Raw genomic sequence first — 13,302 nt, forward strand, 5'->3', positions numbered from 1 at the left:
GACACCGCCCCTTTGCTTAATTGCGGCGCGTGGTCAGGCGCGGTAGCTCAGTTGGTTAGAGCGAACGACTCATAATCGTTAGGTCGGGAGTTCAAATCTCCCCCACGCCACCACCGCCACCCGTTTCCGTCGAAATTCATTCGAAGAAGCCTACTGGAACCAAGCGTCCCAGCCCGCTTGGTAATAACCCGACAAAACATGATCCTGAATCGAATTCGGCTCTGCATCCGTGCGATCAATGTCCCGACTGAATGACTGTGCGGCCTGCCATTCGGCTGCCGTCAGATACTCCAGCCCATCTGGCAATGGCAGATCCCGCGCCGCGAGCGGGGCAACGCTCGCCATCACGAAACCCCAGTCGCCAAAACTTGGCACGTAGGTGTGATACGGGGTCACGAACAGACCTTCACCCGGTTGTACGGGATTGCGGGTTTCCTCGAGCGTTCGGGCAATCGACCAGAACGCATCTTGGGCAAACAGAGGGCTGCCGGCCTGCGTTGTGGCAACCCCTTGCGCCGTCATTCGTTCGACAAGAAGTGCATAAAATTCCAAGGAGTACAGTTTCGACAACGCGATGTTCTTGGGGTCCGGCAAATCCAGAATGATGACGTCGAACTGTTTGCCGGTTTCGTCAAGAAACCGCCAGGCATCTGCTGCAACGATATTGACGCGCGGGTCACTAAGTGAACCGCCGTTCAACGGTGCTAGGTCAGGATGTTCGCGAAACAATTCTGTGACGCGGGGATCAAGATCAACAAGCGTGACACTTTGTACATCGTCGTAGCGCAACACCTCGCGCGTTGCCATGCCGTCGCCGCCGCCGAGGATCAATACATGCGCACGGCGCGGTGCCGAAGCCATTGCCGGATGCACCAACGCTTCGTGATAGCGATGCTCATCGAGCGTATCGAACTGGATCGCATGATCAAGAAACAGCCGCGTGCGTTCGCGAAACCGAGTGATCGTGATCTGCTGGTAAGGCGTGGTTTCTGACAGGATCACATCATCTTCGAACAGGTTCGCATCGACGACAGACACCATCCGTTCTGCCATTACCAGCGCACCGATAGATGCCGCCATCGCGACACCCCATGACACCTTCATCGTTCGGGTCGTGCTGTCACGAAAAATGAGCAATGACAGCCCCGCGACACCAAGGTTCAGGCAGCCGAAGGCAAGGCTTGCCGACATCAATCCAAGATGCGGAATGATCAGCAATGGAAACGCAATCGAAGCGATCAGCGCGCCGACGTAGTCCACTGTGAGGACGTTTTCGAACCGGAACTGGCGGACGCCAATGTCTTCGAGAACGCGGGCGATGAGGGGGATTTCCATGCCGGATAGAACGCCAATCAGCGCCAGCAGAAGATAAAGCGGCACAGTGATGTCACCGAGAAACGCGTAGGCAAAATAGATAACGGGAGCCAAGAAACCGCCCACAATCCCGAGGGTGATCTGCGCCCAAACGAAACCTGCGAGTGCGGCCCCGACAAAGCGCGACAGATACGCACCAAGGCCCATCGCCGACAGAAACACCCCGATGACAAAGCTGAACTGTCTGACGCTGTCCCCGAGCAGATAGCTGGAGAGTGTCGCGGCGATCAGTTCGTAGATCAGGCTGGCAACGGCAACAAGAAACGTCGCCAGCAAGAGCCAAGCGCCTTTCTGAGTCGCCGACTTGGTTTCGGTCACGAAAGAATGACTGCCGCAATGATGATCGAAAGCGCGATAAACACCGATCCGATCAGGATCGCGAGCGACGTGTTCTGATCCGTCTCGATTTCCTTGATGATCGGGAATGGCGACAGCTTGGTGATCAGCCACCAGCAGAACCCGAGGATCAGGATTCCAAGGATCGAAAAGACGATCGTGCTGACGATTTCTGCGATTTGGACCGCTGCGAAGAGTTCCATCACGTATTTCCTTACTGATTATTTCACGCGCGAATTGGTGAACCCGCCACCGCTCCCGACACGTATGGATTGTGCGACGTCGCGGCTTTCGCCCCAGACGCCCGAATATGACAAATAGGATGCCCCGCCCATGACAGAGAGGACGGCAAGCAGAAAGACGATACGAAATGGTGCCATGTGTTAGTCGTTCCAGTCCCAGCCAGCCCAGCGCTTGCGTTGATGTTGAGCAAATCGTGCCGCCGGAATGATCCAGATGAGCATAAAGAACAGTCCGGCAAAGAGGAACCATTTGGCGACAAAGCCACCTTCGAAAATCCGCGCGCTCATCCGAACGGGTCCGCTTTGGTTGTCGGTTTCACTGAGCGCAACCGTTAAGGTGTGCCGTCCCGTTTGTGTCGGCATGAAGCGCAGTGTTGTTTCGTTGCTACCTTCTGTCCATGTCCCATCGCTGTCACGACCGGTATACATCGCGATTTCGCGTCCAGTCTCGAAAAGCGTTTCTCCGTCGGGGCCAGTGACGTCGATCTCGTAATACGCCCAGTTATTTTCGAGACCACTGCCCAGCCGGACCGTCGCGATCCGGTTTGCACGGCTTACATCGAAGGGGATCGAAGCGGGAAGATCGCCCTCGGTAAAACGAACTTCTTGTGTAGGTTGGCCCCTCAGCGCACCCAACATGCCCAAATATATCACAAAGCAAGCGATCATCGCCACCATCAGTGTGTTGCGGACGAAGTTTGTATGCGGCCCTGATTGGTATTGCTGCAACCTGTGGACGCCCCGCAAAGGCGGCACTGACTCCAGTCCGAAAGACTCCGCGATTTCCAACTGATCAGGATAAACTGACCGGATGGTTTCTTCTTCGGTGTCTGTTTTGCTGAATGCGATCACAGCGTCGCGCGACATCAGTGAAATTGTCGTGCTGCGGTCACCAATCTTTGGCTGCCAGTTGAATTCACCCTCGGCAAAGGTGATCTGGCTTTCGGAGGTGTCGTAGTATCTGTACGTATCACCGCCTGCCTTTACCGACGGAGGTGTTTCCATGGTCTCGATCATGGCGGGTGTCAGCCACTGCGGGCTGGTGGCCTTGCGATAGGTGCGCGTAAAGACAAAATGCCCATTTTCGACCGTCAGAAAGGCATAGCCATGTGTCGGCGAATACAGCTGGTGATCGACCCACGTCCAGGTACGGCCACGATACTTTTCTTCGAAGCCCAGTGTGCCGATCACCGTATAGATCACGCCTTCGACCGTGCCCTGCATTCCGATCTGGAACGGCGTCTCGGGGCGTGGCAGATCGGTGAATTTCTGAAGAACCTTGTAGTGATCCTGTGCGTCCAGTTGCGAACCGCAATAGCCACAGACGTGGGTTTGCACACGCCCCCCGCCAAGCACGTCGAGCCCTGCCCCACAGGAGGTGCAGTTGATGCTGGTCAGTGCGGCCTTACGCGTCATGTGTGCGACTCAACCTTGATGTCGAACGGGTCGATCCACTGGCCGATGAACCAGTGGGTCTCGTCCGCTGAAAATTCTCCGGACAGGACGTCGGCGTATTGGTTGCGTGCGTTGATGAATCTGTATGTTTCGCCGACTGTCAGCGTTTCGGGAAACTCGCCCCGCAGTGCGATGCAGGTTGCTTCGTCACGTTCGCGCACGCGGTAGTCGTAACCATTGATCATCAAGACCTGGCCCAGCCGCGGCACCGTTTTCGGTGCGCCTTTCAGCGGTTCTTCTACGGCGCGTTGCAAGATGATTTCACCCTCGTCGACCGAAATCCAGGCCCCTTTTCCGTTGCCGTCGAGCGCATAGAATTCGTCCCACCAGCCGGGCCCGTAGTCAAAGCGCGCATGCCCTATTGTTTGGAACTTTGCCTCTTCAATCACGACCTGATCGCCAAGCGCAAAGAGCATTGGCGCATCGTGCATTTCGCCTGCCGTTCCCGCATTCAGGAACCCGTCATCACGTAAATAGATCGTGGTTCCACAAGCATCGCATGTTGTCATTTTCGCCTGCGCGAAACGAAGGGATAGCGCATTCCCGCAGTTTGGACAGTTGTGCTCGTTCATATCGCCTATTGAATCGAAAACTGATTCAGTGTCCACCCTAGGGCTGCACCAAAGATTGAACCTGTTGCGAGGTGTTGCAATGATCGAAGACCTGAGCGCCATTGTCGGCCCGCGGTACGTGCTGACCGGCGCAGATACAGACAAATGGGGGCGTGACTGGACAGGTGCGTATGTCGCGCAACCCTTGGCGGTTGTACGTCCGGCCGACACCGCCGAAGTCGCTGCAGTCATGGCTTTTGCGCATGCGGCCAGTCTGCCGGTCGTTCCGGTCTCGGGCAACACTGGCCTGAACGGCGGCGCGCATGGCGATAACGCCATTGTTCTTTCGTTGGATCGCCTGAATTCCATTGAAACGATTGATGTGGCTGGGCGCAGTGCAACTGTCGGTGCAGGGGTCGTGTTGACCCAACTTCATGACGCGGTTGCGGCCCATGATCTGATATTTCCGATGACGTTCGGTGCACGTGGGTCCGCAATGGTCGGCGGCATCCTGTCCACGAATGCAGGCGGGTCGAACGTCGTTCGGTATGGCAACACGCGAGATCTTGTTCTCGGGATCGAAGTCGTGATGGCGGACGGGCGTATCATGGATTTGATGACTGCCCTGCACAAAGACAATTCGGGCCTGAACTTGCGCCATCTGATGATTGGTGCCGAGGGAACCTTGGGCATCATCACCCGTGCAATCGTCAAGCTGTTTCCCAAACCAGCGGCCTATGCGACGGCGACCGTGGCAGTGCCGACGTTAACGGATGCTCTGGCCCTATTGCACCGGATCCAAGCGGTCACGGGCGGTGCAGTCGAAGCATTCGAATATATGCCGGCTGCTTACATTGCGGGCCATCTCGCCGTTGTCGCGGGGGCGAAACCGCCTTTCGCGAAGGCCCACGACGTCAATCTGCTGATCGAGGTGGGAGAGGATGCCGACCGTCTGACAACCTTGCTTGCCGAGATGTTGGAGGCGGATCAGGTGTTGGATGCCGTGATCGCGCAGAACGAGGCGCAGCGTCAGGACATGTGGGCCCGTCGCGAAGCGGCCGCAGAAATCACGTTTCATCGCAGACCCTTCGTCGACACAGATGTGGCTGTCGCCCTACCCATGGTCGAGCGTTTCTTGACAGAGGCGCGTGCACGGTTGACCGAGCTTGATCCTGAAGCTGACGATTTGTCGGTGGCACATTTGGGAGACGGAAACATCCATTATACCGCCTATCCCAGCCGCGACGATCCCGCGCTGAAAGATGCGATCAAGGAGATGGTCGAAGACGTCGTGACTGAACTGCGTGGATCATTCAGTGCTGAACACGGTGTCGGAATTTCAAAACTGAAAACGATGGCCCGTCGCAAGGATCCTGTCGCCTTGGACACGATGCGTGCCATCAAGGCCGCGCTTGATCCGAAGGGTATCCTGAATCCGGGAAAACTCTATCCGCCTAAGCGTGCGTAAAGAAATCTGGTCCGGCGCGCTCCAGCAGCGAAGCCGCCATTTTGCGCCCCATATCGGGACCGTCACTAATTGGCCCTTCGATATCATCGGTCAGCACTTCTGAACCGTCCTCGCGCAGGATTTCCCCGCGCAGCCGCAAACGGTCGCCATTGATTTCTGCGAGCGCGCCGATTGGCGTTTCACATGACCCGTCTAACGCACCTAGAAACGTGCGTTCAGCCGCCAGCCGGTGACCGGTTTCAGCATGGTGGATCGCGGCAAGCATATGTGCTGCGCGATCATCCCCGATCCGTTGTTCGATTCCGATTGCACCTTGTGCAATCGCGGGCAGCATATCGGCCGGATCAATAGGTGAATAAGGCACGTCGTCCATACCAAGGCGGCGCAATCCGGCAGTTGCAAGAAATGTCGCATCTGCAACGCCGTCTGCCAGTTTCTTGAGCCGAGTCTGCACATTTCCGCGGAATTCGACAACCTGCAGATTCGGGAAACGTGCGGCAAGCTGCGCCCGTCGCCGCGTGGAAGATGTGCCGACAACTGCGCCGTCAGGCAAGTCCGCAAGGTTTTTGTAGCGCAGTGACACGAACGCATCGCGCACGTCTTCGCGGGGCAGAAACGTTTGCAGCATCAGGCCGTCGGGTTGATCGACAGGCATGTCTTTGGTCGAGTGCACGGCGATATCGATACCGCCTTCCAGCAAAGCCTCTTCGATTTCGCGGGTGAACAGCCCCTTTCCGTCGATTTCGCGCAATGGTTTGTCGAGGATCTGATCACCCGTCACCTTGATCACGCAGATTTCGAATGCCGTTTCGGGCAAGTCGAACGCCGCCATCAGGCGGCTGCGTGTTTCGTGCGCCTGAGCAAGCGCAAGTGGAGAGCCTCGCGTGCCAATCTTGAACGGGTGGTTCGGGGTCGGTAAGTCAATCGTCATGGCATATTCCTAGCGGTGTCAATCTGGGTTGACAACTGCCTGCGTAGTTGGGACCACGGTGATGAAAAAGGAAGTAATTATGCCGAGCGACAAGACCATCCTGCGTGCCCTAGCGGGCGAGACCCTCCCGACACCGCCGATCTGGATGATGCGCCAAGCTGGCCGCTATCTGCCGGAATATCGCGAAACACGGGCGAAGGCGGGCGATTTTCTGTCGCTTTGCTATAATCCGGAACTTGCCGCAGAGGTAACGCTGCAGCCAATTCGTAGATACGGGTTTGATGCGGCGATCCTGTTTGCCGACATTTTGCTTTTACCGCAAGCACTTGGCGCTGACCTTTGGTTCGTCACAGGCGAAGGCCCACGGCTTTCAACCATCAAGAGTGCCGATGAATTGTCCGCGCTCAAACCCATTTCTGATATTCACGACACCCTTGGTCCGGTCTATGAAACGGTCAAAATCCTGTCTGAAGAACTGCCGCAGGAAACGACGCTTATCGGCTTTGCTGGTGCCCCGTGGACCGTGGCGACCTATATGATCGCTGGCCGTGGCACTCCGGATCAGGCCCCTGCTCATGCGTTAAAAGAAGAAAATCAGGCTGTCTTCGAAGGGCTTTTGAAGGTCATTACCGAAGGCACAATTGCCTATCTGTCAAGACAGATTGACGCAGGCGCAGAAGTCGTGAAGATTTTCGACAGCTGGGCTGGATCGTTAAGTGGAGCGGATTTCGTCAACTATGCCGTGAAACCGACCGCGGAGATCGTGAAAGCTCTGAAGAAGCGCTATCCTGACGTGCCTGTCATCGCGTTTCCCCGTGGCGCCGGAGAGTCTTATGCCGGAATGCACGCTGCGACTGGTGCCGATTGCATTGCGGTCGATGACGGCGTCGACGCCGCCTGGGTCGCCAAATATGTACAGAAAGATGGCTGTGTACAGGGCAACCTCGCCTCTTCTCACATGGTGACAGGCGGGCGAGGCTTGATTGATGAGACGCAGCGCATTTGCGACGCCCTTTCCGGCGGACCGCACATCTTCAACCTCGGCCATGGCATCACGCCAGATGCGGACCCTAAAAATGTCGCATTGATGATCGAGACTGTCCGCAACAGTTAATTGCTTGCGGAGGGCGCGATGCGCCTTGTCCTGAAATCGTTGTTCAAAGCCATAACGGCATTGCTGACTATCGCTGTCATGGCATTTACGCTTATGCCTGCGACCGATAGCGAAGCTGCGGCGCTTGGCCGTGACAATAACCGCTTCAACCTGATCCAGATGCGTCTTGCCAAGACAATGATGACTGTCGCACCAGATATGGTCGTCGCCCGCTATGCAGAAGCGACCGGATTACCACCCAGTGTGATCCGCGCCCATCTGAACGCCAAGGCCGCCGGCGAACCGATCATTCCCCATCAAGAAGACCTTTTTGCGGGCCAGGGCCAGAGCACACGAGAGTCCGGAACATCAAAACGCCGAGTCGGTCCTGGCGGGTCATTGTTTGTAAGGCCGGACTAGTACGAACTGGCGCAGAAATCGTTCTTGCAAAGAGTTCCCTGTAACGAGAGCCGGACCAAGCAAACCGGCAGCCGAACCGTATGTAATTGTTTCACCGCATTAGCCTCGCCTGAGAGATGATCAGACCCACTTTGCCAACGGCGGCAAGCTCATCAGAACCGCATTTGCGTCGTGCCCAGTGGTAAGACCAAATTTTGTCCCCCGGTCATAGACCAGATTGTATTCTGCATAGAGTCCGCGATGGATCAGTTGCGTGTCTTTGTCAGCCTCTGACCACTCTGTCCGCATCCGCTTTTCGACAAGCGGCACATAAGCGGGCAGAAACGCTTTTCCAATGTCTTGCGTCAGTGCGAAATCAGCTGCCCAGTCGCCGCTGCAATGATCATCCATAAAAATACCACCGACGCCACGCGCACGATTGCGGTGTGGAATATAGAAATACTCATCAGCCCAAGCCTTGAGTTTCGGGTAGAGGTCTGCGCCATGCGGGTCGAGATGTGCTTTTTGCGTCGCATGAAAGTGTGACGTGTCTTCGTCATACTCGATGCATGGGTTGAGATCAGACCCGCCGCCAAACCACCAGGCGTGCGGTGTCCAGAACATGCGGGTGTTCATGTGGACGGCAGGTGCGTGCGGGTTCTGCATGTGCGCGACAAGTGAAATTCCGGATGCCCAGAAACGGGGATCGTCTTCCATACCCGGCACGCCGCGCGCCGCCATTGCCTTTTGCGCCGCAGGTCCCAGTTCACCGAAGACTTCGGATGTGTTCACGCCAACTTTCTCGAAGACGCGGCCACCGCGCATGACTGACATGATTCCGCCGCCCGCATCCGATCCGTCGTCTGCCGTGCGCTTTGTTTCCGTACGTTCGAACCGCCCTGCCGGAACGTCGCCGCCCAAAGCATCCTCTAGCCCCTCGAAGGCAGTGACAATCTGGTCGCGCAACTTGCCGAACCACGCCGCAGCCGTGGCTTTCTCTGTCTCAAATCCGCCTGTCATGAAGATCCCTACGTCACTGATATTGCATAACACTGTGGTTACGCCATGTTATAGGGCAACCGACCACAAAATGTTGACTAAGATCAACCCGGAGTTTGCGATGCGCCACGCCCTATTTGCCCTGCCTCTACTTGCCCTTGCCGCCTGTGAGACACCACAGCAATCCTGCATCAACGATGTTGCCCGCGAGTTGCGCACTGTGAACGCACTAATTGCCCAGACACGTGGCAACATTGACCGCGGTTTTGCACTGGAAACGCGTCAGGAAACGCGTGAAGTCAGATCAACATGCCGGGGAAGGACCGAAAGCGGCGAGGCTGTGCGCGTTCGCTGTGAAGAAATTCGCGTGCGTGATGTCAACGTGCCCGTCACCATAGATCTGGATGCGGAGCGGACAAAACTGCGTCAGTTGGAATCCCGCCGTGCGAACCTGCAGACGCAAACGCAGCAATCAATCGCCCAGTGTCAGGCACTTTATCCCGAAGCCTAATGCGCCGACACGGCGGCTGGGTCGATCAGGGTCCGGCCCCCATCGACTGTAATGACCTGACCCGTCACAAAGCCTGCCGCATCTGACGCGAGGTATTGCACGGCGTCCGAGACTTCGTTCGGGCTTGCGATACGGTGGAGCGGCGTACTGTCCACAATAGCTTCGCGGGCTCCGTCGTCGTCCTTCAGCTGGCCCTTGAGGCTCGCGCTCATTACAGATCCGAATGCGACCGCGTTCACACGAATGCGTTTGGGTGCCATGGCGACAGCAAAACTGCGCGTGAATTGGTCAAGCGCTGCATTTGACACCGAATAGGCCATCAGGTCGGGGTGTGTGCGGCGGGCCGCAATTGAACTGATATTCACGATCGACCCGATTGGCCCGTCCCCGTCATTGTCTGCTGCCTGTTTGATCATCCGACGCGCGACCCCTTGCGACATGCGCAATGGCAGTAGCAGGTTCTGTTGCAAGAGATCATCCATTGACGTGTCGTCCGGATTGAGCGGATCAGTTTGCATCACCTGACGCGCGGCATTGACCAGTATGTCGATCCGGTCGAAAGCATCGACCGCGGCAGAAATCAGGTTCTTGGTCGCTAGTTTCTTACGCAGGTCACCCGCAAAGATGCGGACGTTTTTTTCCTCAGCGGCTTCATCACCAACTTCGTGATTAAGCGCCTCTTCGTCCATGTCAGCGAAAACGACATTTGCCCCTTCGCGCATGAAATGCTTGCCAATCGCGAGGCCCACGCCATTGGCGGCCCCTGTCACAATCGCCGTCTTACCGGCAATGGAAAATGTCATTTTGGGTCTTTCTCCCGATCATGCCCGAGCTGACTGGTTACGCGATCTTACCGGAATGGGCGAGTGGCGTGAAACACTTTGAAGGCACCATTGCCAGCAAGTTCGTCCACGTTGCGAAAACTTTCTTTCAGACTGCTTTCATAAGGCAAATGGCGATTTGCCACCATCCAGAGTTTGCCATGTGGCGCAAGAAGGCGGCGTGCAGCTTGAATGAACGCCCGGCCCAACGCGGGATCGGCAGCCCGCCCCGTATGGAATGGTGGATTCATCACAACACCGTCAAAGCCTTTGTCGGCAATGAACGTCGTGGCGTCTGCCCAATGGAAAACGGCCCGCGAGTCGGTGATGTTGAGCTTGGCACATTCGAGCGAGAGTGCTTCGGCTTCGATCAGGTCCACTGTTTTGACGCCATCCCGTTTCAGAATTGCATCTGTCAGATAACCCCAGCCAGCACCAAAGTCGGCCATCCTGGCAGGCAGTTTCGCCGGCAGGGATGCTGCCAGTAGTGCCGAGCCTTTGTCGACGCTGCCTTCGGAGAAAACGCCTGAAGACGTGAAGAAACCTTCAGGTCCACGCGCCGGCTTGGGGGCGAGCCAATCCAAAAAGTGGTCTTCTGGTTCCATCCAGAACAAGCGGCCATGATCCTTGGCGACGCTTGGCAGGTCGCCCAGACGTTTGCGGCAGGCCTTGAAAAGGCTATCGATTCCATCGGTCTTGTAGCCATCAACTGCGACGCGCGGTGCTTTTTGTGCGGCCGCCGCAATCATCGCCTGCGCCAGGGTCTTGGACCGGGGCACGACAACAATTGCCAGATCACAGGACGCCGCAGCCTGTGCGACGGGGTATCCCGCATGCTCCCAGGCCACAAAATCCGGACGAAACGTATGGCTGATGACAACCTGTTCGCGGGGCAGGCGCGAAATATCGAATTGCGCCGAAGGACGCATCACGGCGATGCTGCCGTCAGGCAACGTCAGGAGACCGTCGTCGATCGCGGTTGTCAGGCGGGAGGCGGAAGCCATGCGCGAACAGCCCGAAGGCTATTCCTTCTCCATGGTGCATTGCAGCGGGTGTTGATGACGCTGGGCAAAATCCATCACTTGCGCCACTTTGGTTTCAGCAATTTCGTGGCTGAACACGCCTACGACGGCTACGCCTTTCTTGTGCACAGTAAGCATCAGTTCAAAGGCCTGTGCATGGGACAGGCCAAAGAAGCGCTCCAACACCATGACGACGAATTCCATCGGCGTGAAATCGTCATTCAGAATCATCACCTTGTAAAGTGGCGGGCGCTTGGTCTTTGGTTTGGTTTCGACCACGACACCGATTTCGGTGTCGCCTTCATCCTTGCCGCCTGCCATCATTGTGAAGTCTGCGCGCATATTTGCCATAGAATCCCGATCTTCGTCTGACCGCTTTATATAAGGCGCATGACCGGCATGAAAAGCCCCTGACCACCGAACACAGTGTCGCGCAGGATTTGTCGTTTGAAACGCCGTTTTCAGCAAGATTTCGGGCCGATATAGCGTATCTGCCACCTCCCACCCCCTAGATATGGCCGATGTGCAGGAATAGCACACCCGAAGCCTTTGAAAATAAGCTGTTTTCGGATCCAAAACCCTGTGCTAGCTTTCAGTCAAATAATAAGGCCACCGTCAAAAGTCGGGGCCACCGAGGCAGTAAATGAGGCAAGCGACGTGACAAGTCGTCCAGTATCGCACGTGATGCGTGCAATTTTCCTTTGTGTTGTGGTCGTTTCGGTGTTCTTGGCACCTGTGCGCAGCGATGCGGCCCCTTATGCAGCCATGGTGATGGATGCCCGAACCGGCGAGGTCCTGCATTCACGCAATGCCGACACCCGCCTGCATCCCGCTTCCCTGACCAAAATGATGACGCTCTATATCGCTTTCCAAGCGATCCAGCGCGGCGAGATTACACTCGATACCGAAGTTACAATCAGCCAACTAGCTGCAAGCGAGCCACCGTCAAAGCTGGGGCTGCGGGCCGGTCAGAAGATCAAGCTGCGCTATCTTTTGCGCGCCGCTGCCGTGAAATCCGCCAACGACGCCGCAACTGCGATTGGTGTGGCTATTTCCGGATCGGAAGACGCTTTCGCCACGCGGATGAACCGCACTGCCGCGGCCATGGGCATGACGAACACGACATTTCGCAATGCGCACGGGTTGACCCAATCTGGTCACATGTCAACCGCGCGAGACATGTCGGTCCTCGGTCGCCACATTATCTATGATTTCCCGCAGTATTATAACCTGTTCTCCCGCCGCACCGCTGACGCAGGTATCGCGCAGGTCCGGCATACAAACCGTCGCTGGCTTGACAGCTACGAAGGCGGTGACGGGATCAAGACCGGTTACACCCGCGCCGCCGGTTACAATCTTGTTGCATCCGCACAGCGCGGTCAGGAACGGATCATTGCGACAGTCTTTGGTGGGTCTTCTACATCTGCCCGTAATGCGCGGATTACAGAGCTGATGGACATGGGCTTTAACCGCGCGCCTAACAGTGCGACGATCCGTCGTCCGCAACCACCTGCCGCGAACACGCTGGACAATCAGGAAATCGTCATAGGGAATTCGACCCCGAGCGGAAACGGAGCCGGCAAAACCATTCGCGTGAACGGACTTGTCACGGTGAGCCTGCGCCCGCAGCTGCGACCTGTTCCTGAGGTGCCAGACGAACTCCTCGCCGTGGATACCGACGCTATCAATAACAGCGTTTTGGCAGCTCTTGCTGATGTTACCCCGACCGCAGAAGAACCAGGTGCTGCACCACAGGCCCGGCCTGAACCGGCCATCACCGAAGTGGCACAGGTTGCATCTACCGCAGTCGTAGACCCTGTTCCTATCCAAGAGATCGTGACCCGGATTTCGACCTCTGGTGGACGTCATTGGGGTGTGAACGTGGGTCGCTATTCGTCGCGCTACGAAGCGGAACGGGTTCTACTCAAAGTCGCCCTGAACGAGATGTCCACGCTTGATGGAACCTTGCGCCGCGTCGTGCAGCGCTCTGGCGGGTTCGATGCCAATTTCATGGGATTGAGCCGTGAAGGTGCCGATCTGGCCTGCCGCAGATTGCAGGCCCGCGGGACAACTTGCTTTATGATTGGTTCTGAAGGTTAG

General features: G+C 56.7%; 15 protein-coding genes and 1 tRNA gene. 6 read left to right on the top strand and 10 right to left on the bottom strand.

Annotated features, from left to right (window positions below; all coding sequences use genetic code 11):
- Nucleotides 1-36: 36 nt before the first annotated feature.
- Nucleotides 37-113 (top strand) — tRNA-Met (locus BMY44_RS11940).
- 37 nt (nucleotides 114-150) lie between these two features.
- On the opposite strand, the gene BMY44_RS11945 is transcribed toward BMY44_RS11940, so the two are convergent.
- Genes BMY44_RS11945 through BMY44_RS11955 form a run of 5 tightly spaced genes read right to left on the bottom strand, consistent with a single transcriptional unit; the run spans nucleotide 151 to nucleotide 3,916 of the window.
- Nucleotides 151-1,692, bottom strand: a complete 1,542-nt coding sequence (locus BMY44_RS11945) for a polyamine aminopropyltransferase (RefSeq protein WP_242650554.1) — start codon at nucleotides 1,690-1,692, stop codon at nucleotides 151-153.
- A complete protein-coding gene (locus tag BMY44_RS18385; protein ID WP_242650555.1) occupies nucleotides 1,689-1,913 on the bottom strand; it encodes a DUF350 domain-containing protein in 225 nt (74 codons plus the stop codon). The genes BMY44_RS11945 and BMY44_RS18385 overlap by 4 nt, the downstream gene beginning before the upstream one ends.
- A gap of 18 nt (nucleotides 1,914-1,931) precedes the next feature.
- The gene (locus tag BMY44_RS18390) at nucleotides 1,932-2,090 is read right to left on the bottom strand and encodes a hypothetical protein (protein ID WP_242650556.1); all 159 of its coding nucleotides are present in this window, start codon (nucleotides 2,088-2,090) and stop codon (nucleotides 1,932-1,934) included.
- A gap of 3 nt (nucleotides 2,091-2,093) precedes the next feature.
- A complete protein-coding gene (locus tag BMY44_RS11950; protein ID WP_089995049.1) occupies nucleotides 2,094-3,368 on the bottom strand; it encodes a DUF4178 domain-containing protein in 1,275 nt (424 codons plus the stop codon).
- Nucleotides 3,365-3,916 (bottom strand): DUF4178 domain-containing protein, encoded by a 552-nt coding sequence (locus BMY44_RS11955; RefSeq protein WP_242650557.1) that lies wholly within the window; start codon nucleotides 3,914-3,916, stop codon nucleotides 3,365-3,367. The genes BMY44_RS11950 and BMY44_RS11955 overlap by 4 nt, the downstream gene beginning before the upstream one ends.
- 142 nt (nucleotides 3,917-4,058) lie before the next feature.
- On the opposite strand from BMY44_RS11955, the gene BMY44_RS11960 reads away from it, so the two are divergent.
- Nucleotides 4,059-5,426 (top strand): FAD-binding oxidoreductase, encoded by a 1,368-nt coding sequence (locus tag BMY44_RS11960; RefSeq protein ID WP_089995055.1) that lies wholly within the window; start codon nucleotides 4,059-4,061, stop codon nucleotides 5,424-5,426.
- Here the strand turns inward: BMY44_RS11960 and hemC are convergent.
- Entirely contained in the window at nucleotides 5,413-6,357 is a 945-nt protein-coding gene (gene hemC / locus BMY44_RS11965; RefSeq protein WP_089995057.1) for a hydroxymethylbilane synthase, read from the bottom strand. The two genes, BMY44_RS11960 and hemC, sit on opposite strands and share 14 nt — an antisense overlap.
- Before the next feature lie 79 nt (nucleotides 6,358-6,436).
- On the opposite strand from hemC, the gene hemE reads away from it, so the two are divergent.
- Both hemE and BMY44_RS11975 read left to right on the top strand, forming a co-directional pair.
- Complete coding sequence (hemE, locus tag BMY44_RS11970; protein WP_089997140.1) at nucleotides 6,437-7,471, top strand: uroporphyrinogen decarboxylase; 1,035 nt, start codon at nucleotides 6,437-6,439, stop codon at nucleotides 7,469-7,471.
- An 18-nt stretch (nucleotides 7,472-7,489) separates the two neighbouring features.
- Nucleotides 7,490-7,870, top strand: coding sequence for a hypothetical protein (locus BMY44_RS11975; RefSeq protein ID WP_131801605.1), 381 nt, complete (start codon nucleotides 7,490-7,492; stop codon nucleotides 7,868-7,870).
- 120 nt (nucleotides 7,871-7,990) lie between these two features.
- Here BMY44_RS11975 and hemF read toward each other — a convergent pair whose 3' ends face one another.
- Entirely contained in the window at nucleotides 7,991-8,869 is an 879-nt protein-coding gene (hemF, locus tag BMY44_RS11980) for an oxygen-dependent coproporphyrinogen oxidase (protein WP_089995062.1), read from the bottom strand.
- Between the two features lie 70 nt (nucleotides 8,870-8,939).
- Here hemF and BMY44_RS11985 point away from each other — a divergent pair, with 70 nt between their 5' ends.
- Nucleotides 8,940-9,359, top strand: a complete 420-nt coding sequence (locus BMY44_RS11985) for a hypothetical protein (protein ID WP_089995065.1) — start codon at nucleotides 8,940-8,942, stop codon at nucleotides 9,357-9,359.
- Here the strand turns inward: BMY44_RS11985 and BMY44_RS11990 are convergent.
- Genes BMY44_RS11990 through clpS form a run of 3 tightly spaced genes read right to left on the bottom strand, consistent with a single transcriptional unit; the run spans nucleotide 9,356 to nucleotide 11,544 of the window.
- Nucleotides 9,356-10,162, bottom strand: a complete 807-nt coding sequence (locus BMY44_RS11990) for an SDR family NAD(P)-dependent oxidoreductase (RefSeq protein WP_089995068.1) — start codon at nucleotides 10,160-10,162, stop codon at nucleotides 9,356-9,358. The two genes, BMY44_RS11985 and BMY44_RS11990, sit on opposite strands and share 4 nt — an antisense overlap.
- 47 nt (nucleotides 10,163-10,209) lie before the next feature.
- Nucleotides 10,210-11,184 (bottom strand): class I SAM-dependent methyltransferase, encoded by a 975-nt coding sequence (locus BMY44_RS11995; RefSeq protein ID WP_089995071.1) that lies wholly within the window; start codon nucleotides 11,182-11,184, stop codon nucleotides 10,210-10,212.
- A gap of 18 nt (nucleotides 11,185-11,202) precedes the next feature.
- Nucleotides 11,203-11,544 carry an ATP-dependent Clp protease adapter ClpS gene (clpS, locus tag BMY44_RS12000; RefSeq protein WP_089995074.1) on the bottom strand — a complete coding sequence of 114 codons (342 nt, stop codon included), beginning with the start codon at nucleotides 11,542-11,544 and terminating at the stop codon, nucleotides 11,203-11,205.
- Nucleotides 11,545-11,886: 342 nt separating this feature from the next.
- On the opposite strand from clpS, the gene BMY44_RS12005 reads away from it, so the two are divergent.
- Nucleotides 11,887-13,302: a D-alanyl-D-alanine carboxypeptidase family protein gene (locus BMY44_RS12005; RefSeq protein ID WP_089995076.1), complete on the top strand. Its 1,416-nt coding sequence runs from the start codon at nucleotides 11,887-11,889 to the stop codon at nucleotides 13,300-13,302.

This window comes from Cognatiyoonia koreensis, from assembly GCF_900109295.1.
Lineage (GTDB): Bacteria > Pseudomonadota > Alphaproteobacteria > Rhodobacterales > Rhodobacteraceae > Cognatiyoonia > Cognatiyoonia koreensis.